Annotated in this window: 19 protein-coding genes; 10 read left to right on the forward strand and 9 right to left on the reverse strand. The window is 59.7% G+C overall.

Going from position 1 to position 22,700, the window contains the following annotated elements; genetic code table 11:
* Window positions 1–27 precede the first annotated feature (27 nt).
* Window positions 28–1,191 carry an aminotransferase class I/II-fold pyridoxal phosphate-dependent enzyme gene (locus tag RA27_RS06840; RefSeq protein WP_039536112.1) on the reverse strand — a complete coding sequence of 388 codons (1,164 nt, stop codon included), beginning with the start codon at window positions 1,189–1,191 and terminating at the stop codon, window positions 28–30.
* On the opposite strand from RA27_RS06840, the gene RA27_RS06845 reads away from it, so the two are divergent.
* The 3 genes from RA27_RS06845 (at window position 1,190) to RA27_RS06855 (ending at window position 4,080) form a co-directional block, all read left to right on the forward strand.
* A complete protein-coding gene (locus RA27_RS06845; protein WP_039536114.1) occupies window positions 1,190–2,575 on the forward strand; it encodes a M48 family metalloprotease in 1,386 nt (461 codons plus the stop codon). The genes RA27_RS06840 and RA27_RS06845 overlap by 2 nt on opposite strands.
* Window positions 2,572–3,330 (forward strand): DsbA family protein, encoded by a 759-nt coding sequence (locus RA27_RS06850; RefSeq protein ID WP_039536116.1) that lies wholly within the window; start codon window positions 2,572–2,574, stop codon window positions 3,328–3,330. Before RA27_RS06845 ends, RA27_RS06850 begins: the two co-directional genes overlap by 4 nt.
* A 201-nt stretch (window positions 3,331–3,531) precedes the next feature.
* Window positions 3,532–4,080 carry a CHAP domain-containing protein gene (locus RA27_RS06855; protein WP_052265186.1) on the forward strand — a complete coding sequence of 183 codons (549 nt, stop codon included), beginning with the start codon at window positions 3,532–3,534 and terminating at the stop codon, window positions 4,078–4,080.
* 95 nt (window positions 4,081–4,175) lie between these two features.
* Here RA27_RS06855 and ispG read toward each other — a convergent pair whose 3' ends face one another.
* The 3 genes from ispG to hemA all read right to left on the reverse strand — a co-directional run bounded on the left by ispG (window position 4,176) and on the right by hemA (window position 7,936).
* Window positions 4,176–5,297, reverse strand: a complete 1,122-nt coding sequence (gene ispG / locus RA27_RS06860) for a flavodoxin-dependent (E)-4-hydroxy-3-methylbut-2-enyl-diphosphate synthase (protein WP_039536117.1) — start codon at window positions 5,295–5,297, stop codon at window positions 4,176–4,178.
* A 70-nt stretch (window positions 5,298–5,367) separates the two neighbouring features.
* On the reverse strand, window positions 5,368–6,582 hold the full coding sequence (locus RA27_RS06865; protein ID WP_039536119.1) for a helix-turn-helix domain-containing protein: 1,215 nt from the start codon (window positions 6,580–6,582) through the stop codon (window positions 5,368–5,370).
* Window positions 6,583–6,712: 130 nt separating this feature from the next.
* Window positions 6,713–7,936: a 5-aminolevulinate synthase gene (gene hemA, locus RA27_RS06870; RefSeq protein WP_039536121.1), complete on the reverse strand. Its 1,224-nt coding sequence runs from the start codon at window positions 7,934–7,936 to the stop codon at window positions 6,713–6,715.
* A gap of 301 nt (window positions 7,937–8,237) precedes the next feature.
* Between hemA and RA27_RS06875 the strand changes: the two genes are divergently transcribed.
* Window positions 8,238–9,626, forward strand: coding sequence for a dipeptidase (locus tag RA27_RS06875; RefSeq protein WP_039536123.1), 1,389 nt, complete (start codon window positions 8,238–8,240; stop codon window positions 9,624–9,626).
* 135 nt (window positions 9,627–9,761) lie between these two features.
* Here RA27_RS06875 and lpdA read toward each other — a convergent pair whose 3' ends face one another.
* Window positions 9,762–11,156 carry a dihydrolipoyl dehydrogenase gene (lpdA, locus tag RA27_RS06880; protein ID WP_039536124.1) on the reverse strand — a complete coding sequence of 465 codons (1,395 nt, stop codon included), beginning with the start codon at window positions 11,154–11,156 and terminating at the stop codon, window positions 9,762–9,764.
* Between the two features lie 213 nt (window positions 11,157–11,369).
* Between lpdA and RA27_RS06885 the strand changes: the two genes are divergently transcribed.
* Window positions 11,370–11,801, forward strand: a complete 432-nt coding sequence (locus tag RA27_RS06885) for a hypothetical protein (RefSeq protein WP_039536127.1) — start codon at window positions 11,370–11,372, stop codon at window positions 11,799–11,801.
* Here RA27_RS06885 and RA27_RS06890 read toward each other — a convergent pair.
* From RA27_RS06890 to RA27_RS06905, 4 genes are all read right to left on the reverse strand, one after another.
* Entirely contained in the window at window positions 11,798–12,376 is a 579-nt protein-coding gene (locus RA27_RS06890; protein WP_039536130.1) for a DUF924 family protein, read from the reverse strand. The genes RA27_RS06885 and RA27_RS06890 overlap by 4 nt on opposite strands.
* A gap of 107 nt (window positions 12,377–12,483) precedes the next feature.
* A complete protein-coding gene (locus tag RA27_RS06895) occupies window positions 12,484–13,755 on the reverse strand; it encodes an MFS transporter (protein ID WP_039536133.1) in 1,272 nt (423 codons plus the stop codon).
* Between the two features lie 109 nt (window positions 13,756–13,864).
* On the reverse strand, window positions 13,865–14,911 hold the full coding sequence (gene queA / locus RA27_RS06900) for a tRNA preQ1(34) S-adenosylmethionine ribosyltransferase-isomerase QueA (protein WP_039537103.1): 1,047 nt from the start codon (window positions 14,909–14,911) through the stop codon (window positions 13,865–13,867).
* 44 nt (window positions 14,912–14,955) lie between these two features.
* A complete protein-coding gene (locus tag RA27_RS06905; protein ID WP_241484011.1) occupies window positions 14,956–18,339 on the reverse strand; it encodes a DUF3971 domain-containing protein in 3,384 nt (1,127 codons plus the stop codon).
* A gap of 68 nt (window positions 18,340–18,407) precedes the next feature.
* On the opposite strand from RA27_RS06905, the gene RA27_RS06910 reads away from it, so the two are divergent.
* From RA27_RS06910 to RA27_RS06930, 5 genes are all read left to right on the forward strand, one after another.
* Window positions 18,408–18,869 carry a peroxiredoxin gene (locus RA27_RS06910; RefSeq protein ID WP_039536140.1) on the forward strand — a complete coding sequence of 154 codons (462 nt, stop codon included), beginning with the start codon at window positions 18,408–18,410 and terminating at the stop codon, window positions 18,867–18,869.
* Window positions 18,870–18,956: 87 nt separating this feature from the next.
* Window positions 18,957–19,775: a ferritin-like domain-containing protein gene (locus RA27_RS06915; protein ID WP_039536142.1), complete on the forward strand. Its 819-nt coding sequence runs from the start codon at window positions 18,957–18,959 to the stop codon at window positions 19,773–19,775.
* Between the two features lie 178 nt (window positions 19,776–19,953).
* A complete protein-coding gene (locus RA27_RS06920) occupies window positions 19,954–21,279 on the forward strand; it encodes a M23 family metallopeptidase (protein WP_039537105.1) in 1,326 nt (441 codons plus the stop codon).
* Window positions 21,269–21,769 (forward strand): polymer-forming cytoskeletal protein, encoded by a 501-nt coding sequence (locus RA27_RS06925; RefSeq protein WP_010442130.1) that lies wholly within the window; start codon window positions 21,269–21,271, stop codon window positions 21,767–21,769. Before RA27_RS06920 ends, RA27_RS06925 begins: the two co-directional genes overlap by 11 nt.
* Before the next feature lie 121 nt (window positions 21,770–21,890).
* Entirely contained in the window at window positions 21,891–22,670 is a 780-nt protein-coding gene (locus RA27_RS06930; protein ID WP_039536147.1) for a 2OG-Fe(II) oxygenase, read from the forward strand.
* Window positions 22,671–22,700 lie beyond the last annotated feature (30 nt).

Genomic DNA, 22,700 nt, shown 5'->3' on the forward strand with positions numbered 1-22,700 from the left:
TCGTATAACCCCGCCTTTGTGAACGCCTTAGGCCGTTTGCGGGATCGCGCCCCGCTCGGCCATAAAACGCTGCAGCCGATCCAGCCCATCCTGAATGTCTTCGGTCGAACGCGCATAGGAAAACCGCAGCGTCGTGTGCCCGCGCACCGGATCGAAATCCAGCCCCGGCGTGACCGCCACACCGGCCTTGTCCAGAATTTCGGCTGCAAAGGCACGGCTGTCCTGCGTCAAATACGAGACATCCGCATAAACGTAAAACGCCCCATCCGGCGGCGCGATATTGGTGAACCCGGCCCGGGGCAACCCCTCCATCATCGACAGACGGTTGCGGCGATAGACATCCAGATTGGCCTGCAGTTCCGCTTCGCAATCCATCGCAGCCAGCGCCGCAACCTGACTGGCATGGGGCGCACAGATGAACATGTTCTGGGCAATCCGCTCGACCACGCGCACCTGATCTTCGGGCACAACCATCCAGCCAACACGCCAGCCGGTCATCGAGAAATACTTGGAGAATGAGTTGATCACATAGCACTCATCCGTCAGCTCCAGCGCAGTGACGGCTTTGGCTTCGTATTCCAGCCCGTGGTAGATTTCGTCACTGATGAAGGATGCGCCCTGCCCCTGTGCGGCTTCGATCAGCGCCTGCATCGCCGCGTGATCCAGCATCGTCCCGGTCGGGTTCGCGGGTGAGGCAACCATCAGACCCTGCAGATCAAGCCCGGCAAAATCGGCAGGCACTGGTTGCAGGCGGTTTTCCGGTGCGGTCGGCAGATCGACCGGCACCAGGCCCAACGCCTTCAGAATTTGCCGGTAAGACGGATATCCCGGCGCCCCTATCCCTACCCGATCGCCACTGTCGAACAGCGCCGTGAAGGTCAGCAGAAATCCGCCCGAAGATCCCGGCGTGATCACCACCCGATCAGGGTTGAGATCGACATCATACCACTCGCCATACAGCCGCGCGATCCGTTGCCGGAGCGCGGGCAAACCCAAAGCCACCGTATATCCCAGTGGCCCCTGTTCCATGGCCTTTGCCAAAGCCTCGGTCGCCCCTTTCGGCGCACCGGTTCCCGGTTGGCCAACCTCCATATGAACGACATGCCGCCCGGCCTCTTCCGCCTTGCGCGCGGCCTCCATCACGTCCATCACGATGAAGGGATCGACCCCGGAACGGGTTGAGTTTCTCATGGCCATCTCCCATGTTGCGGCCATGGCTTTTGAACGCTTATCCCGGCTGGCGTCAATCCCGGCCGTGTTGCTGATGGTGGCGACATGGCTGGTTAGCGCAATGCAGGCCAGCGCCCAAAGCCTGATCCGCGATCCCGACATCGAACACGGGCTTCAAGAGCTTGCCTTTCCGGTCCTGCGGGCTGCCGGGCTGAACACCAACCGCGTCCGGGTTCTGGTCGTCAATGACGGCACGTTCAACGCCTTCGTGATCGACTATAACACCATCTATATCAACTACGGCCTGATCCTGAGCGTTGATACGCCCGAGATGCTGCAGGCCGTAATCGCACACGAGGCCGCGCATATCGCCAACGGCCATCTGGCGCGACGGTCGGAGAACCTGCGCGCGGCGCAACGCAATGCGCAGCTCGGGACGCTTCTGGCACTGGCTGCCGCCGCCGCTGGTGGCGGAGAGGCCGCAGCAGGCATCGCCGCAGGCACGCAAGCCTCAGCACTGCGCAGTTTTCTGGGCCATACGCGCGCCGAAGAGGCCTCGGCCGATCGAAGTGCTGCCAGTTATTTGCGCTGGGCCGGCATCTCTCCGCGCGGGATGGTGAACCTGCACCGCAAATTCGCAGGACAGGAACTGCTGAACCCAGTCAATCAGGACCCATACATGCGCTCGCACCCGACCAGTCGTGAACGCCTGCGCGCCGCAGAAGCGTTCCTGGATGAGTTCGGGGACAAGACGAAGCAGAACGCCAATGCCGACTACTGGTTCGCCCGCGTCAAAGGCAAGCTGTCGGCCTTTCTGCGATCCCCAACCTGGACGCTGCGCCGCGCGGCGGAAGAGAAGGATCGCGACATCCGCATGATGCGCGAAGCTTCGGCCCATCACCAGAACCGTGATTTGACCCGGGCTCGTGCCGCGATAGATAGCGCATTGGAAATCCGGCCAGACGACCCGTTTTTCTACGAGTTGAAAGGTCAGATATTGCTTGAGAACCGACGCGTGAACGAAGCTGTTGACGCCTATGGCGCGGCAGTAGAGATGGCACCTAATAATGCCCTGATTCTTGCGGGCTACGGGCGGGCCCTGCTGGCGGATGGGCAAACGAAGAAAGCCCTGCAAGTGCTTGAAAAAGCACGTGCTCGGGACTACAGAAACGCCCGGCTCATGCGTGACCTGGGCTCTGCCTATTCGCAGGTGGGCAACACTGGCATGGCGTCCACCGTAACGGCAGAACGCTATGCGCTGCAGGGCCGCCTTGCCGATGCAGGCATACATGCGAAACGGGCTGTTGCACAGCTCCCCGAAGGCTCTCCGGGTTGGCAAAGGGCGCAGGATGTGCTGATTGCCTCGGAGCGCGAGAAAAAGAAGAAAAAGAGGAATCGGAAATGATCCTGAGACATGCTGCACCGGCCCTGTTGGGTCTTTCCCTGATCACCGGCCCGGCGCACGCGCTGGATCTGAACGCGATGAGCGACGCCGAAAAGGCCGAGTTTGGCGCACAGGTGCGCGAATACCTTCTGGAAAACCCCGAAGTGATCATCGAGGCGATTAACATCCTCGAAGAGCGCAACGCCGCTGCCGAGGCCGCCGCCGACAAGGACCTCGTCGCCGCCAATGCGGATGAACTGTTCAATGACGGCTATAGCTGGGTGGGCGGTAATCCTGACGGTGACATCACTCTGGTCGAGTTCATGGATTATCGCTGCGGCTATTGCCGTCGCGCTGTGCCCGAAGTGGCCACTCTGCTGGAATCCGATGGCAATATCCGGCTTGTCATCAAAGAGCTTCCCATCCTTGGCGACGCCTCGGTCGTATCGTCCCGCTTCGCCATCGCAACCAAGCAAGTGGCCGGAGACGATGCGTACAAGCAGGTCCATGACGCGCTGCTGGCCTTCAGCGGTGAACCGTCCGAAGTCACTCTGCGCCGTATATCGGACGGGCTGGGACTGGACAGCGACGCGATCGTCGCCGCCATGGACAGCGATGAAGTCACCGAAGAAATAGCAAATACCCGCGCGTTGGCGCAAAAACTGCGGATTTCCGGCACGCCGTCCTTCGTTCTGGGCACCGAAATGCTGCGCGGCTTCCTGCCCGCTGACCAGATGTTGCAAATTGCAAATGGCGTACGCGCCGAACAAGGGTAAGGACAAAGGGGCGGCAGGCCCGCCCCGATTTCACGTCGATGCAGGAGCCGAACGAATTTCAAGCCCGGGCTCTGACCGAACGTACCGCTAGGAACAGGCAAATTATTGCCGGTCGATCGGCGGCCTCTTTCCACAGCGCACAAGATCGCCTTAAAACTTCGGCACCACTCAAACCGGCAATGAAGTTCCTTGCAAATCAGCATGAGCAAAGCGAATACACTTTGGCCGCTCCTGTCCGGCATCACCCGCGCGTCTGTTGTGCTGGGGTTGATTGCTCTTGTCTCGGCCTGCGCTCAGAACCCGGACGATGCGGATCTTGATCCGGAACGTCAGGCAGCAGCCCTGCAAGAGGTTTCAAGAAAGCACGCCCGGGGACAACGCGTGTGGTGCGTGCCTTACGCGCGGGACCTTAGCGGTATCCAGATTCGCGGAAACGCCAAAGACTGGTGGGGCAAGGCGCGCAACAGCTTTGGCCGGGGGAATGAACCGGTTGTCGGTGCGGTCATGTCGTTTCGCGCCACCGGAGGAATGCCCCTGGGCCATGTGGCCGTCGTATCCGACATTGTCACCGAGCGCGAAGTGATCATTAACCACGCCAACTGGCACCGCAACAAGGTCTCGTTGAAAATGGGCGTCAGGGACGTATCCAAAAACAACGACTGGACGCTGGTCCGGGTCGAAAGCCAACCGGGGCGGTATGGCAGTCACTACCCGGTAAACGGGTTCATTTATCCGAAGTTCGAAGAGTAGCTCAGCGTTTCTTCGCCTTAGCAACGCGATTGGCAGCTCCGTCCGCGTGCAGCCCTAGCAATCACCCAATCAACGGCCGCTATAACACGACGGTCCTACTCCGCCGCCTCGGCGGCCGCATCCAGTTCCGCCGCTTTCTTCTCGACCTCTTCTACAATGTGATCGATCATCTGGTCGTTCGACATCTTGTGGCTGGCTTTGCCCGCCAGATAGACCATACCAGAACCCGCGCCGCCGCCGGTGAAGCCGACATCGGTCATCAGCGCCTCACCGGGGCCGTTCACAACGCAACCGATGATCGACAGGCTCATCGGGGTCTTGATGTGTTCCAGCCGATGCTCCAGCGCCTCGACTGTTTTGATCACGTCGAACCCCTGCCGCGCGCAGGACGGGCACGAGATGATGTTCACGCCGCGATGGCGCAGGCCCAGAGATTTCAGGATTTCAAAGCCAACCTTGACCTCTTCGACCGGATCGGCGGACAGGCTGACGCGGATTGTGTCGCCGATCCCCATCCACAGCAAGTTGCCCAGCCCGATGGCGGATTTAATCGTGCCGCTGACCAGCCCCCCGGCCTCGGTGATGCCCAGATGGATCGGCGCATCGGTGGCCTCTGCAATTCCCTGATAGGCAGCCGCCGACAGGAACACATCGCTGGCCTTCACGCTGATTTTGAAGTTGTGAAAATCGTTGTCCTCAAGAATGCGGATATGCTCGAGCCCGCTTTCCACCATCGCCTCGGGGCACGGTTCGGCGTATTTCTCAAGCAGGTGCTTTTCCAGACTACCCGCGTTCACGCCAATCCGGATGGAGCAGTCATGATCGCGCGCCGCTTTGATAACCTCTTTCACCCGTTTCTCATCGCCGATATTGCCGGGATTGATGCGCAAACAGGCGGCACCGGCCTCGGCCGCTTCGATGCCGCGTTTGTAGTGAAAGTGGATATCGGCCACGATGGGCACCGGGCTTTCGCGCACGATCTCTTTCAACGCCTTCGACGATTCCGCATCGGGGACCGAGACCCGCACAATATCCGCGCCCGCCTCAGCCGCGGCCTGCACCTGCGCGACCGTGGCGGCCACATCGGTGGTCAGCGTGTTGGTCATGGTCTGCACGGCAATGGGCGCATCGCCCCCTACGGGCACGTTGCCGACCATGATCTGACGGGATTTGCGGCGATAGATATCGCGCCACGGGCGCACGTGATTAAGGGACATGAGGACGGGTCCGGATCAGTCTGAGTTGTGCTTTAGATAGTCCGGCAACCCACGGGTCGCAATGCCCGTATTACTCGGCGGGCGCTTCTGTCGCCTCGGTCTGCAGCTCGGCCACCAATTGCTTGAGCGCGCGGTTCTGTTCCGCCTCCAGATCGGCGACCGCATAGCTTTCGGCAACGGCATCTTTCGACAGAACGACGCCTTTTGTCACCGTACCGGGTGCGCCGACCGGGCCAAAGTGCTCACCATTCATCGAGAAATAGACTGACCCCGAGGCACCGGCACGCAATTGCGGCGGCTCTTCGGTCAGCGGAACTTCGAATGTGCTGCCCTGCTCGACCGTGCCGAGCGTGCCTTCGAAGATCACGCTGCCATCAGCCGCAGTGACCCGCATCCACGAGGGGTTCACGGCGACGATCTTCAGCGTTGTATCCAGTTTTTCCACCACCTGAGGTAATGCAGGGCGTTCGACCGTATGAACCTCGGTTACCTGAATCTGCGGAGGCTCGGGCGCGCGGAACGTTCCGACATTGCGTGGGTCAAGGGTAGATATCGGTGCGTCGCGTGCGACCAACACCGGCACATCAAGAGCCTGCGGACGATACAGACGATCCAGCGCCTCGGGACTTGGCGCCCCGGCGCTGGCAAGCTGATCGCGCTCAGGCCGGGTCTGAGCGGCGTCCAGCGGATCGAGATCGGTCAGCACGACAGGCGCCTGCTCGACCGGGCTGACCTGAACTTGCTGAATACGGTTCAGCACCGACCAACCGCCATAACCGATGCCGCCAATTACCGCGAGCAGCACCAGGGTCGATCCAATAGCGCGCGGTTCAATCTGGCTAACAACGGATTCGCGGCCCGGAATATATGGCGTGCTGGGCGAGATAAACGGATCACGCCCCATCGGCCCGCGCGTCGGCAGACCACCCTGAGGCTTCTTGACCACCGATGCCTCGGCCGACATGCCATGAGCGACTTCGAAACCGCTTTCCTGACAGAAAGTCGAGAAAGTCTCATCCGGGTTCATGCCCAGATAGCGGGCATAAGAACGCACATACCCCGCGATGAAGCCGGGTGTGTCAAAGGCATCGGGATCGGCATTTTCGATGGCGGCGATGTAGTTGGCCTTGATCCGCAGTTCGCGCTGCACGTCCAGAAGAGACTTGCCCATCGTCGCGCGTTCGCCGCGCATGACATCACCAAGCCGTACCTCATAGTCATCAAACCCCTTCGGTCTGACGTCCATGTCTTCTTCGGAATCGCGCTGTGATCTGCGCCCAATCATTCCTGCTGCCCCATCTTTGCCTGTCGCGTGTTACACGCCAACGGCGAATCGCCCCTATAACGATTCGTCCATCTCTTTTGTTAGCGTAAGCCTAACACGCAGCAAACTCGTTGCACACTTTGGCGTGAGGTTATCCGGCAAGTTCGGCGCGATTTAGCGCACAATGTGACCAAAGTTCGTCCATCGCCTGCACCAAACGGTTCATTTCGTCAGGCCCATGCACTGGTGACGGCGTGAACCGAAGCCGTTCAGTACCACGCGGAACGGTCGGGAAATTGATTGGCTGCACATAAATGCCATAGTCTTCCAGCAACCGGTCGCTGAGGATCTTGGTATGCACAGGGTTACCGACGATCACCGGCACGATGTGGCTGCCATGATCAATCAGCGGCAGCCCAAGGCCCTTCAGGCGCAGCTTAAGGATACTTGCCTGTGTCTGATGCTGTTCACGCAGTTCCGGTGTGCGCTTGAGATAAGCAACCGAAGCCGCCGCCCCTGCTGCGACCGCAGGCGGTAGCGACGTGGTAAAGATGAAGCCCGGCGCGTAAGACCGGATGGCGTCACACATCTTGGCGCTGGCGGCAATATAACCACCCATAACACCGTAGGCTTTCGCCAGTGTTCCGTTGATGATGTCAATGCGATGAGCCAGACGGTCACGTTCGGTAACACCACCACCACGCGGGCCATACATACCGACCGCATGGACCTCATCGATATAGGTCAGCGCGCCGAATTCATCGGCCAGATCGCAGATTTCTTCGATCGGGCCGAAATCGCCATCCATCGAGTAGACCGATTCAAAAGCGATCAGCTTGGGCGCAGCCGGATCATCGGCCTCAAGCAATTCACGCAGATGAGCCACATCATTGTGACGGAAGATACGCTTGGCACCGCCATTGCGACGCACGCCTTCGATCATCGACGCATGGTTCAGCGCATCGGAATAGATGATCAGGCCGGGGAACAGCTTGGGCAACGTGCTCAGCGTTGCGTCATTGGCGATATAGGCACTGGTGAACAGCAGCGCATCCTCTTTGCCGTGCAAATCCGCCAACTCGGCTTCAAGCTGTTTGTGGTAAACGGTCGTGCCTGAAATGTTGCGGGTGCCGCCCGAGCCTGCACCGGCGGCATCCACCGCCTCGTGCATGGCGTCCAGCACAACGGGGTTCTGCCCCATGCCCAGATAATCGTTGCCACACCAGACGGTGATATTCTGCTGCGACCCGTCAGGGCAGGTCCGAACCGCGTGCGGGAAATGCCCTTTGCGGCGTTCAATATCGATAAAGGTCCGGTAACGTCCTTCGTCATGCAGCCTGGCAATCGCTGTATCGAGCTGAGCAGTGTAGTCCAACGGACCCTCCTTGGATGCCCGGATAATACTATATCCGAACGACTTTTTTTGCCACTCAGCAAATCATGCGCTTACATGGCTTCGCGTTCCTCTATCCGGACTGCCTACAGCCGAACCGGTGAACCCAACTTTGATTTGCATCAAATACCGGGTAAGGCGCAGCACGACAAGTAAAGTTACGGCAACCAGACGCGAGGAAACGACGCAGGCAATTTCGCCCGCTTTGCAGGCAAAACGTGCTGGACGGCCCCGTCTGCGCTGCTAGGCTCTGCGCCAAAACCAGACCTTTCAGGAGAGCCCCATGTCGCTTGACGCCGTACTCAGCCGGATCGATACCGATCTGAACACCTCTATCGATCGCCTGATGGAGTTCCTGCGTATCCCCTCAATTTCGACTGATCCGGCATTTAAAGAGAATGTCGACAAGGCCGCAGATTGGTTGGTGGCCGATCTGCAAAGTATCGGCATCAAGGCGGAAAAGCGTGAAACTCCGGGCCACCCCATGGTCGTTGGCCATGTTGGTGAGGGCAGTGAAGGACCGCATGTCCTGTTCTACGGTCACTACGATGTGCAACCGGTTGACCCGCTGGACCTGTGGAACCGCGACCCGTTCGATCCGGCGTTGGAAGACACCGTGCACGGGCAAGTGATCCGCGGTCGGGGCTCCTCGGATGACAAGGGCCAGCTGATGACCTTCGTCGAAGCCTGCCGCGCGTGGAAAGCTGTTCATGGTACTCTGCCCTGCCGTATCACCTTCTTCTTTGAAGGCGAGGAGGAATCCGGATCGCCCTCGCTGGTGCCGTTCCTTGAGGAAAACAAAGCCGAGCTTCAGGCTGATCTTGCTCTGGTCTGTGACACCTCGATGGTCTCGCGCGGCGTGCCATCGATCGCGTCGCAACTGCGTGGTATGCTGAAAGACGAGTTCACGATCACCGGCCCGCGCATCGACCTGCATTCCGGCCACTATGGCGGCCCCGGTCTGAACCCACTGCGAGAGCTGTCGCGTATCGTCGCCTCATTCTACGACGAAGAAACCGGACGCGTGGCGGTCGACGGTTTCTACGAAGGCGTGCACGAGGTCCCTGCCGAGCAACTGCGCCAGTGGCAGAACTGTGGGTTCGACGAGGCGGAATATCTGAACTCGGTTGGCTATTCCGAGCCCCATGGCGAAAAAGGATATTCAACGCTGGAACAGCAGTGGGCACGTCCGACGCTCGAAGTGAACGGCCTCTGGGGCGGATACAACGGCGCCGGCTCCAAAACCGTGATCCCATCCGAGGCACATTGCAAGATCACCTGCCGCCTAGTCGGCGATATGGACCCGGATGCGCTGCGCAACAAAATCCGCAGACACGTCGAAGATCGGCTGTCTCCCGATGCCAAAGTGGTCTGGGACAACGATCTCGAAGGCTCGCCCGCCTCAGTCATGAATCTCGACCGCCCAGAATTCGAAGCCGCCCGCAGTGCACTTTCAGACGAATGGGAACGCGAGGCCGTTTTCACCGGTATGGGCGGCTCCATTCCCGTTGTCGGGTACTTCAATACGGTCCTGGGGTTGGATTCGATGCTGGTCGGCTACGCCAATGACGACGATGCGATCCATTCGCCGAACGAGAAATACGATGTCAAGAGCTTCCACAAGGGTATCCGCTCATGGGCGCGTATTCTGGAGGCCCTGACCAAGAAATAAGTCCGGGTCTTGCGAGGCTCTGCCTCGCGCTCCGGGATATTTATAGCCAGATGAAGAGCGGCCGCCTGCTTCATCTGGCCAAAAATACTCCGGGGGAGTCGCGGCTTGCCGCGGCGGGGGCAGAGCCCCCTTCCCTTACATGTGGATCACGCGCCCATAGGCATCCAGAACGCTCTCGTGCATCATCTCTGACAGAGTCGGATGAGGGAAGACCGTGTTCATCAGGTCTTCTTCGGTGGTTTCCAACTGCCGGCCGACCACATACCCCTGAATCAGCTCGGTCACTTCGGCACCAATCATATGGGCGCCGAGCAGTTCACCGGTCTTTGCGTCGAACACGGTCTTGATCAGCCCCTCAGGTTCACCCAGCGCGATGGCCTTGCCATTACCGATGAACGGGAAGCGTCCGACCTTGATGTCATAGCCCAACTCTTTGGCCTTGGCTTCGCTATACCCGACCGAAGCGACCTGAGGCTGGCAATAGGTGCAGCCTGCGATGCTCTCGGGTTTGACTGGATGTGCGTGCTTGCCGGCGATCAGTTCCGCGACCATGACACCCTCATGGCTGGCCTTGTGTGCGAGCCACGGCGCGCCGGCGATGTCACCAATCGCATACAGCCCGTCTACACCGGTGCGACAGAATTCATCCGTCACGACATGAGTGCGATCGATCTTGACGCCCAAAGCCTCTAGCCCGAGGTGTTCGACATTGCCGACAATGCCCACAGCCGAGATCACGGTATCGAAGTCGTGTTTTTCGACCTTGCCCTTGACCTCGATATGGGCGGTGACCTTGCCTTTGCCGCGATCCAGCTGTTTGACCATCGCCTTTTCCATGATGGTCATACCCTGCTTGGTGAAGGCCTTCTTCGCAAACGCGCTGATCTCGGCATCTTCGACCGGCAAAACGCGATCCATCACTTCAACCACGGTCGTATCCGCGCCCAACGTATTGTAGAAGCTGGCGAATTCGATCCCGATCGCGCCTGAGCCGATGACCAGCAGTTTTTTGGGCATCCGGGGCGGTTGCAGCGCGTGTTTGTAGGTCCAGACCAGATCGCCATCGGCCTCGAGCCCCGGCAGCTCGCGCGCACGCGCGCCGGTGGCCAGAACGATGTTCTTTGCGGTCAGTTCTTCCATGCCCTTGTCGGTTTTGACGCTGACCTTGCCCTTCGCGGGGATCATCGCCTCACCCATCACCACGGTCACTTTGTTCTTCTTGAGCAAATGACCGATGCCGCCGGAAAGCTGCGCCGCTACACCGCGCGAGCGTTTGACCACCGCGTCCAGATCATAACCGACCTTGTCAGCTTTCAGGCCAAAATCCTTGGCCCGCTCCATCAGATGAAACACTTCGGACGAGCGCAGAAGCGCCTTGGTGGGGATACAACCCCAGTTCAGGCAGATTCCGCCCAGATGTTCACGCTCGACAACGGCGGTTTTCAGGCCCAGCTGCGCCGCGCGAATAGCGGCCACATAGCCACCGGGGCCAGCCCCGATTACGATCAGATCATAGGATTGTGCAGCCATGTTTCCCTCTCGGCACAGATCGGTTCAAAAACTAGTTTACCGTTAAACTATTTTTTACAACGCATCAACATCAGAGCCCGCGACATATGTGACGCGGGGTAAGATCACCAATATCAAGCTGATTTCAGCCTATACCCGCACCCGCGCAAAGGCTAGAACTGAGACCTCAGCAACCATCTGTTTTTAACATTCCCGGTTTTCGAAAGGCGTATCATGGCCAAAACGCTCAAAGATTTACTGCTCGCTCTTTTGAACGCAACTTTGATCCTGCTGGCGTTGTGCCTTTTCCTGGGTTGGAAACTTGCGCAATCCGTCGACCATATCCGAACCGGGTTTGCGGAGAACCTGCAGCTGGTGGCACCGTTGCGCGAGCAGGCGCAGGGTATTCGTGGGGAACTGACTGCGCTGCGCAGCGATCTGGCCTCGCTCAGTCAGGGGACACAGCTTGATACGACAACCCGTCAACAGTTGGGCACCGCCCTGCAGCGGCTGAGCAATCTGGAAGGTAAGCTTGAAGATACACAGGCCCGTCTTGCGAACCTTGTCGACAACCCGGAAGACCTGATTGACTACGCCATCACGACGTCCGCCGACACCATCACCGATCAGCTTCTGACCGTGAAAGGATGCGAGCCCGCGACTTAAGTCGCGGCCTGCAACTCTCGCACTGTCGACCCGTAACCGCCATTGCTGACATACGCGGCTTCGTGTTCAGTGGTCGGGCGTTCCAGCGCATCGTTTCTATATGGGAAACGACCGAACATTCGGATCACCTCGCGATGCGCCCGGGCGTGCAACAGATTGCTGTCGCCGCCTTCCGGCATCCGCTCGATCATGAGGCGCACGCAGCGCTCCTGATCGCACAGGTTTTCCGAGTGCATCATCGGCAGGTAAAAGAACTGCCGCGCCGGTTCGTCGATCTTCAGATCCCAGCCCTTGTCGACCGCGCATTTCGCAGCCGCCAGCGCCGCCCGGTCCGATGCGAAGGCCTGTTTGCTTCCCCGGAACATGTTGCGAGGCAACTGATCCATAAGGATAATATAGGCCAGCGATCCGCTGGGATAGGTTAGCCAGAGCGAGAATTTACCCTCACACGCGGCTTCCCATGTTTTAAGAAATCTATCCCGAATCCGCGCGTCCAGCGCCTCATCTTGCAGGTACCACCCCTCGGGGCCAACCTCATCTAACCAAAAACTCAATACTTCTTCAGGACCAACCATTGCCCTAGACTCCGTAATTGTCCTCCCCAGGACGTAACGTCATTAAAATCTCTTTTACAGATTTGTGACAGTAACATATTGCAACACAAAAGTCACATTTCCGGCGCTCAAGCGGGTTCCTGCGCATCCTGCTCGTCCTGTGCCGCCTCGATGGCAACTTCTTGCGCGACTTCCAAAGCAACGGGCGACGATGTCGGATAGATCGCCGCAATTGTTCCAGTCTCATCCACAGGTTTGTAGACGCGCTGGGTCATCCGGTAGGCAGCATACGCGGCCATGATGAACATCAGTGTTGCTATAAACAGGAAAAAGCCTTGTGGTCCGAGCACGCCAGCCCCCATCAGCCAACCGGTGATAATTGGACCTGCGATTGCGCCCAAGCCGTTAATAAAGACCAGACCGCCTGAAGCTGCCGACATATCGTCATACTCCAGGTAGTCATTGGTATAGGCGATCAACAGTGAATAGAGCGGGCTTGTCATGCCCCCGATCATGAAGGCAGCTACGAGAAGCATGGTGAAAGTGACGCCCAGCATCATGCCGATCACAGCGCCTACCCCGCCGACGGCGGCGACCAGCATGATCAGCAGGCGGCGATCCATTCTGTCGGACATCCACCCCAGAGGATACTGCAGGACGACAGCGCCGATATAAAACACCGCGACGAAGGTCGAAATCTCGACCAGACTCAACCCCACCTGAGCGCCATAGACGGCGCTCATCCCGAATTGTGCCGAGAATATTCCGCCCAGCAAAAACATACCGACACAGCCCAGTGGCGATGTCTCCATCAGCTGGCGCAAGGTCATCGGTTTGGTCGTATCGAAGGCAGGCGTCGGAGAGATGGACAGCAGAATAGGCGCGAACGAGACCGAAACCAGAATCGATGCGATAACAAATGTCTCATATCCGGCGGGGTCACCGACCAGCAGCAACGCCTGCGCACTCACGACCCCGGTCATCTGCACCATCATATAGAGGGACAGCGCCTGCCCCCGGTTCTCGTTATTGGCCGCGTTGTTCAACCAGCTTTCGGCGGTCACGTACACGCCCGAGAAACAAAATCCGATCACCACACGACCCAGCGACCATGCAACCGGATCGGCCAGCATCGGATACATGATCATGACGGCAGAGATGAACGACGCCAGCGCTGCGAAAACGCGCACGTGCCCCACGCGCCGGATCATCTCGGGTGCCAAACGCGACCCTCCCAGGAAGCCGACAAAATAGGCCGACATCACGAAAGACATCTCGAAGGTCGAGAATCCCTCGATCTCGCCGCGTACGCCCAGCAACGTGCCTTGCAGGCCGTTGCCGACCATCAGCAATCCCATTCCAAGAAGAAGCGCCCAAGCGCTGGAAAGAACCTGAAGCATTCTGCCTATCCAAAATTGCTGACGTGGTTTTCTGTTCGCTTTGCAATCAATTATCATCCGCGTCGCGCCTGTCTACGACATTGTGGCGGCGCGGATGGTAAAGATACGACTACGGGATCAACAGCGACGCGTCGCCATACGAGAAAAAACGATACTCGCAGGCGATAGCGTGATCGTAGATCGCTTTGACCCGTTGCTGCCCCATCAGCGCCGAAACCAGCATAAGCAGCGTGGATTTTGGCAGATGGAAATTGGTCATCAAGGCATCGGCGACGTGAAACCGAAAGCCGGGGAAGATGAAGATGTCGGTCTCACCTTCCCACGGTTCAATCCTTCCGCTCCGCGCCGCGCTTTCGATCAGGCGCAAGGCCGTGGTTCCCACGGGGATGATCCGCCCGCCCGCCGCTTTGGTCGCGGCAATCTCGGCAGCGGCCTGCGCGCTGACCCGCCCCCATTCGGCGTGCATCTTGTGAGTGGTCACATCTTCGACCTTGACCGGCAGGAACGTGCCTGCGCCCACATGCAACGTTACATGGCTGAACGCGACGCCACGCGCAGCCAGCTTCGCCAACAATGCGTCATCGAAATGCAGTGACGCCGTCGGGGCTGCGACAGCACCGGAATTCCGCGCCCACACAGTTTGGTAATCGGTCTTGTCCTGTTCGTCCGCAGCACGTTTCGCCGCGATGTAGGGCGGCAATGGCATCGCCCCGGCCCGCTCCAATGCGCGGTCAAAATCCTCTCCGGTCAGATTGAAGCGCAGATAGGCCTGGCCGTCGGCGACCCGGGCCAGTGTCGCGCTCAGATCGTCCGAGAACACGATCTCTTCGCCGGGCCTGATCTTCTTCAACGGCTTGATCAGCGCAGCCCAGCAGCCATCTGATTGCGGGTCCAGCAACGTCGCTTCGATCGCGGCAGAGACCGGACCTTGTGCGCTGTCCCGGTGGCGGCGACCACTGAGCCGCGCGGGGATCACGCGGGTATCGTTCAGCACCAGACGGTCACCGGGCTGCAAAATGTCCGGCAGGTCGAACACATGCCGATCCATCTGGACATCGCCCTGCGCCAGCAGCAGGCGCGCCGACGACCGCGGACTGGCGGGCCGCGTGGCAATCAGGTCTTCAGGCAGGTGGAAATCAAAATCGCTGAGTTTCATGGCCGCGCCATACATCGGCCCGACAGATTCGGCCACCGCTCAGATCAACGATCCTCGCCCCGCGACTGGTGGGTCGGGTGCGGGTCACCGGACCGGTCGGGCGTTGCGTTCGGGCCATCCGAAACGGTTGGCGCAGGTTCGCGCAGCAGGTTGCGCAGAAACAGCGGGGCAAGACCCGACAGCGGGTTGACCGAAACCTGCGGGTCGGTCAACGGGCCGGTCAACGTGTAGTTGAAGGCAAAGATCCCCTCGCCCTTTTTGGTCAGCACGCTGCCGATCGCGTTGACCAGATAGATCGGCGAGATCGCTCCGCGCAGGTTCAGTACTCCGGCCACGGTGTTGACGGTGCCGTCAAAGGACAGCCCCATCGAGGGGCCGACGGCGCTGCCGCTCAACACTTTCACCTCGGTCGGAGTAATGCGCATTTTGCTGTCGATGGCTGAAAAGAAAATGCCCTGGCCGGCCATTTCATCCAGCAACCCCACCAGGCTGATCGCATTCAATATCGCGGCCATGGCCGGGGCGTCTGTGATCCGCGTGTTTCTGATCTTCAGGTCGACATCGTAATTTCCCGGCTCGGCGACCGGATCAAGTTGCAATTGCATCGACCCGCCGCGCGCCTGTGTCAGCACCCCGGCAGAACGCAGGACAGCACCCGCATCGTCCGACGTCAGCCCGACCGCTGATCGCGACGCACGCGGGGTGACCTGCCCCCGGAGTGGCGCGCCACCGTTGACTTGCGCGGCAAAACTTCCGGTCAGCCCTCCGGTGGTTTGGAACGAACCCGTCAAACCGGTTAGTGCGACCGTTTCAGTGACCTGCAACCGGTCCAGCGTCACATCCAGCCTTGGCCCCTGCCCTGATCCGCCAGCTCCGCCGCCGCCCTCGCCGATGGTGGATTTACCCAGATCGAGCACCCCGCCCAACACGCGGATATCCGGCAGCGCGGCGCCGCGCCCGACCAGCTCGGCCGGAACCGCAAGCCAGTCCCCCAGTTCGAACGAGCTGAACCGAACCCTGTCAAACGCACCGTTGCGGAATGAAATCGCTGCATTGGTCCGCAATCCCGCTGCCTCGATCCGCAGAGTCTCAACGCTGAGCAGCGCGCCCAAAGTGGCCTGGGCCGTCAACGTGCCGCTGACATTCGTTGGCTTACGCCAACCAAGCTCGGGAATGGCCAGCGCGACACCCACCAGATCAGACTCAGCCGTCAGGCGCGGGGGTTCACCCGCGCCAAGGCTCAGGCTGAAATCAGCGGTCCCTTCGCCCGTCAGCATCCCGCGCGGCAGACCCGCATTGATTTGTTCCATCAGCAGGGGCGACAGCTCGATCTGGCCTGTCAGCGTGCTCTGCTGAGGGGTTTCGCCGTCGATGGGCTGTCGCCAGAGGGCTTCGACCGGCACCGCCCCGAACAGTCCTTCGCCATCAATGGCGACTTGGGTCTGATCGCCGCTGAGGCTCAGGCGATCAGCGCTGACCTCAAATCCGGGCACCAGCTTACTGCTGTCCAGATTCGACAGTTCGCCGGTGAAATGGAACCGGGCCTCCTGGAACTTCAGCCCCTTTTTCAGAGGCAATGAGAGAGTCCCGCCAAGCCTGACGTGGCCATCCGCAAGATCAACCGGCAGGTTGGCCTTGGTCAGCAGTTGCAGCGGCGGCCTGTCCAGCAGAGACAGGGCGGCCGTCACACTGCCACTGGCCTGCACCCGCGCGATACCCGGCGTGGTTTTCTTGATGCTGGTATCCGGTATGATGAACGAGGTCCCCGAGGCATCAACCGTCCCCCCCTCATCCGCGACAACGATTCCCTTTTGTGCCGAAACCGTAAAACGGCGATTTAGCAGGCTGGCCTGCCCCTGCGCGTTCTGAATGGTCGGCAGCGTCTTGGCAAACCGAACTTCGGTGTTTTCGAACTCAAAATCCGCATAGATGTCGGGCTTTTCGCCGGGGCGCAGCCGCAAAGCAAAATCCAGATCCGACATCTCGCCGTAATACAGGTTTTCGGTAACCCAGAGGCGTGGTTTCGGCGCCAGCAGTTCGGGCCAGTACTTCAACAGCTGATCGGAGTTCATCTGATCGATCTCGGCATCTATCTCAGCCACCCAGCCATCGGACAGCCCCGCCAGAGACCCGCTCAGACGCGCATGATGTTCACCATCCTCGACAGTCATCTGCCCCAGCTGCATCCGAAACGGCGCCAGTTTCATCTGGAAATCCACATTTGCGCGCGTCAGGTTCAGCGCTTCGGGAAACAGATTGGCCGGGTTGATCTCAATCCCGCTCAGGCGAAACTGCCCCGACATGCTTTCCAAACCGCCAGCCTTGACCCCCTGAAGAAATGCCTTGCCGTCCGCCTGCACCGTACCCCAGGCAGACCTGATCGAAACCTCATTGAAATCAAGCGCCTGCTGATTTGGATCATATGTGAAATAGGTACGTGCCGCATCGAACTTGATCGGCGTCGTTTCGGGCGTTGGCTGCACCGCGCCCGCGCCTAGATTGAGCGTCGCAAAAACCGGCCCCAGCGCGCCCTCGGCATCAACGCTTCCACGCAATGCGCCCGAGATCGGAGTTCTGAGCACCTGCATCCAGGCCAGTGCCGGACTGTGACCAGCAATATCCTCGGCGGGCAGATCGGTAATCGACACGCCAAACCGCGCCGCCGGGCTGCCCAGTGAGCTGGTGTAGTTTGCCTCGATCGTGCTGACGTAATCCCGCCCGGCCAGTACCGAGAAACCTGTGGCCAGCCGAACCTCGCCCGCGCTTCGGGTGGCCTGCACGCGTCCGCCGTCCAGAACCCAGGACCGGCCCAGTCGCAGATCCTGATAGTCCAGCGTGATTGCGTCTAGCTCAACCGAGGTCAGGGCTGACAACGCGGGCGACTGGAATACGTCATCCGCGCTCTCGATCAGCTTCGCGAGGTTCGGAGCCTGGCCAACCGGAGCACTGCCGGCACCGACGGTCAGCGAGAGCGCCCCGTCAATGCCCCGCGTCAGCGCAATCTGCGCGCCTTGAAGGATAATCCGTTTTGGCCGCACGTGACCACGCAGCAGCGGGCGCATCGAAAGACTGGCCCGCAGGTCCGACACCTCGGCAATCTGCTGACCGGCCGCATCGCTGATGCGCACATCGGTCAGGCGCAATCGCGGACGCCAGCCTTCATGAATGATGAAACTGACGTCACCGAACTTTATTTTTACACCGCCCAGCGCCTGATCCAGCCTTGTTTCCACCCGGTCACGCAACCAGGCTGGCGCGTGCATACGCTGACCGATCACCATGAAGCCGGTAATCAGCGCCAGAAACACAAGGACGAAGACGCCGCGCAGCGTCCACAGCCCGGCGGTTCGACGCAGCGACCGACGGCGGGGATTCTTATCCGCCTTCGTGTCATCCTGCTGTTCTTGCTGGACCAATTTGCGTCCCACGCCTTTCAACCTGCCAACGGTGCCCTATGATAAATGACAACCGTTAATTTCTCAGCCGGAGTTCAAATATGCCCGAAGTCTCAGACATCGCCCCCGACTTTACTCTGCCCCGCGACGGCGGCGGCGAGGTATCCCTGTCGGAACAGCGTGGCCGCGCAGTCGTTCTGTTTTTCTATCCCCGCGATGATACGCCGGGCTGCACCAAGGAATCCATCGGTTTTTCAGAACAACTGCAGGCCTTTGCGGATGCAGGCGCTAACGTTTTCGGCATCTCGCGCGATACAGTTGCCAAGCATGACAAGTTTGTCGCCAAGCATGGCCTCACCACTCCGTTGCTGTCGGATGAGGGCCAGACCGTATGCGAGGATTACGGCGTCTGGGTGGAAAAGAACATGTATGGCCGCAAATCCATGGGCATCGAACGCTCGACCTTCTTGATCGATGCCGACGGCAAGATCGCTCGTGTCTGGCGCAAGGTAAAAGTCCCCGGCCATGTGGATGAGGTGCTGGAGGCCGTACGCGCACTCTGACCCTCTCGACCCGCGCGGGCATCAAGGGTATGACCCGCGCGGAAGGCAGCAAAGGCGGGAAAAGACGTGGCCAAGACATTAGCCCAAATGGCGACCGAGGTTCTGACCACTGCGGACGGGCGCGAAAAAACCGCATTGTCAAAACGACATGCCGCCGCCTGGTTCGCCGCCCGAAAGGGCGAAGCCCTTGAGATCGAGATTGGCACAGCCGAGCCTCCGCTATACCCCGCGCGACCAGAAAAGCCCGAACTGTTATCCCCACGCGACGTTCCACGCCGCAGGCCGGGTTCCGAAGCTGGTCGCATCGCCCTTTTACACGCCGTCGCCCATATAGAGCTGAACGCGGTGGATCTGCATTGGGACATTATCGCCCGGTTCGGCCATGTGCCCATGCCCATCGGATTCTACGACGACTGGGTGAAATGCGCCGAGGAGGAATCGCGCCATTTCGAGATGGTGTGCGACTGTCTCGAACAGATGGGCAGCCATTATGGCGCCCTGCCCGCCCATGCCGGTATGTGGCGCGCGGCCGAGGATACTGCCGAAGACCTGATGGGCCGTCTTGCCGTGGTGCCCATGGTGCTCGAGGCACGTGGGCTCGACGTGACACCCGGCATGATCGACATCTTCCGTAAAGCGGGCGTAAAGGACGCCATAGCCGCGCTTGAGGTGATCTATGCGGAGGAAGTCGGTCACGTCGCCTATGGCTCGAAATGGTTCCACTTCCTGTGCGGGCGCGAGAATGCCGATCCCAAGGATGTGTTCCACGCCCTTGTCCGCCGTTATTTCCACGGTGCACTGAAACCGCCCTTCAACGAAGAGAAGCGCGCCGAGGCCGGATTGCCCCCTGATTTCTACTGGCCCCTGACCGAAGACCTGCCACCACCCGGGGTTGTGTCAGACTGATAGTAGATGCGCGCTATCGGCAAGTTCCCGCCGATCACGCGCGGTAAAACTCCGTTCATAGCTCTTGATTGGTTAACAAACTTGCCCGAATGCCTCGACCGCTTTATGCAATCGCGTCAGGGAGCGGCTACTCACTCACGACCGGCTCCGGGATATGGGGACAATTGAGGTAGGACGCGTGCGGACACGTCTGGCAATCAAACTACACTCACTGCTTGAGCGGCACTTTCCAGAGCGCCGTGTCTTTCTGAAATCTGACAATGACACCCGGTTCATCCGACTGAGTTCGGAAACCCAGATCGCCGCCGTCGCCGGCGTCGCCGTCATGGTCGCCTGGACCGCCATTGCCACGTCGATCCTGCTTATGGACAGCATCGGATCTGGCAACTTCCGGGAACAGGCCAAACGTGATCAGGCCACCTATCAGGAGCGTCTGAACATCCTGTCGGAAGAACGTGACGCGCGTGCGGCCGAAGCTCTGGCCGCCCATGATCGTTTCAACGCGGCGCTGGAGCAGATCTCGGTCATGCAATCCGAGTTGCTGGAATCGGAAAATCGCCGCCACGAGCTGGAAACAGGTATCGAAGTCATCCAGACCACGCTGCGCGCCACGATGAAACAGCGCGAAGATGCCCGGACCGAACTGGCCGAACTGCAGCAAAGCACCGATGGTGACGCGGCTTACATGATGGCATCGGCCAATCCCGCGCAGATGGCTTTCATGACCGACGCACTGGCCCGGACAGCAGCCCAGCGCGATCAGATCGCCGCTGACGCTCAGGGCGCGCTGGACCAGCGCGACGAACTGGAACTTGAAATTCGCCTGATGCAGGAACGCAGTGACGAGATTTTCCGCCAATTGGAAGAGGCGATGGTGATCTCGGTCGAACCGCTGGACAAGATGTTCCGCAAAGCGGGTATGCCAACAGATCGTATCCTCGACGAGGTCCGGCGCGGATATAGCGGTATGGGCGGTCCGCTGACCCCTTTATCCTTCAGCACGCGCGGTGAGGAACTGACCCCCGACCAGATCCGCGCAAATATCCTGCTGGAACAGATGGACCAGTTGAACCTCTATCGCATCGCTGCCGAAAAGGCCCCCTTCGCCAGCCCGGTGCGTGCAGCGGTTCGCTTCACCAGCGGTTTCGGCACCCGCCGCGATCCCAAGACCGGTGGCCGCCGTATGCATAACGGCGCGGATTTCGCCGGCGCGCAGGGGACGGATATCTTTGCCACGGCGGACGGTGTCGTCACTCATGCCGGCTGGCAATCGGGCTTCGGACGGCTGGTCAAGATCCGGCACGCCTTCGGGATTGAGACACTTTACGCTCATAACACCAAGATACGCGTAAAGGTTGGCCAAAGGGTCTCGCGTGGGGATCATATTGCTGATATGGGTAGCACCGGACGGTCGACCGGCACGCACCTGCACTATGAGGTGCGCGTGAACGGAAAACCTGTAAACCCAATGACTTACATCAAGGCTGCGAGAAATGTTTTCTAAGAGCAAAATCAACGAACCCGGATCGAAAGAAACTGAGGCAGCGAAACCGGCAGCGCCTGCCACCCCGGCGGCCCCTGCACCGGCTGAAACCAAGGCAAGCACCCCGCCCAAGCCCAAGCCGCCCGCATCCGTGCTGTCGTCGGACCTGCACATCACCGGCAATCTCAAGACCTCGGGTGACATTCAGGTCGAAGGCACCGTCGAAGGCGACATCCGTGCCCACCTGCTGACCATCGGAGAGACTGCCACCATCAAGGGTGAAGTCACGGCTGATGACGTCGTGGTCAATGGCCGCATCGTGGGCCGCGTGCGCGGGCTGAAGGTCCGCCTGACCTCGACCGCCCGCGTCGAAGGCGACATCATCCACAAGACCATCGCCATCGAAAGCGGCGCGCATTTCGAAGGCTCTGTCCAGCGTCAGGACGACCCGCTGAACCCCGGTCGCGGCGGCAAATCCGGTGCCAACCCGGCGGCGGAAGTAAAGCAATAACGACAGATCATTCTGTCCCGATGAAACGCCGCGATCCCCATCGCGGCGTTTTTTTGTTTCTCGGTTGTCCATAAAGCCCTACACCAGCTGAGAACAATACGCTCACATGCAAGGGGACTCCATGGAACTGGCGGATATCGTTGACCTGACCACCTACCCGATCGAAGATCCGGAATTTCGTGCAAGGCTCAAACAGACCTATCAGCGCGACGGTGTGCTTGAGATGCCAGGCTTCGTAAAGGAAAACGCGATATCGGACATTCGGAGCGACGGTCTTGCCAACCAGGATCAGGTGTATGCAAAGACCGAGAAACATACGGTCTATCTCAGCCCGCAAGATACAGCCTTCGAACTGGATCATCCTCGCAACAGATTGGTGACATCGTCGAAAGGCTGCCTGACCGACGATCAGATCGCCGAAGCTTCTGCCCTGCGGGCGCTGTATGATTCCGACATATTCCGGGCCTTCCTGTGCGACGTTCTGGAAGAGGACGCGCTTTATGAATACGCTGACCCTTTATCATCGATAAACCTGCATTTCGCCGAGAAGGGACAGGAACTGGGTTGGCATTTCGACAATTCGTCCTTCGCGATTACGCTGATGGTACAGGCACCCGAACAGGGCGGATCTTTTGAATACGTCCGCGATGTGCGCGATGCAGATGCCGGAGAGATGAGCTTTGACGCGGTCGGTGATATCCTTGATGGCCGCACCCCGGTCAGTCAGCTTGATGCCGACGCTGGCACGCTGGTGTTTTTCCGTGGCCGGAACTCGATCCATCGTGTCGCGCCGAACGAAGGCGAACAGACACGTATCCTTGCCGTACTCGCCTACAACACCGAACCCGGCATTTCCCTGTCCGAGACCGCGCGCCTGACATTTTATGGCCGCACCGGCTAGTTTCCACGCTCTGCTGCGGGGCACATAAAA

This window comes from Ruegeria sp. ANG-R, assembly GCF_000813985.1.
Taxonomy (GTDB): domain Bacteria; phylum Pseudomonadota; class Alphaproteobacteria; order Rhodobacterales; family Rhodobacteraceae; genus Ruegeria.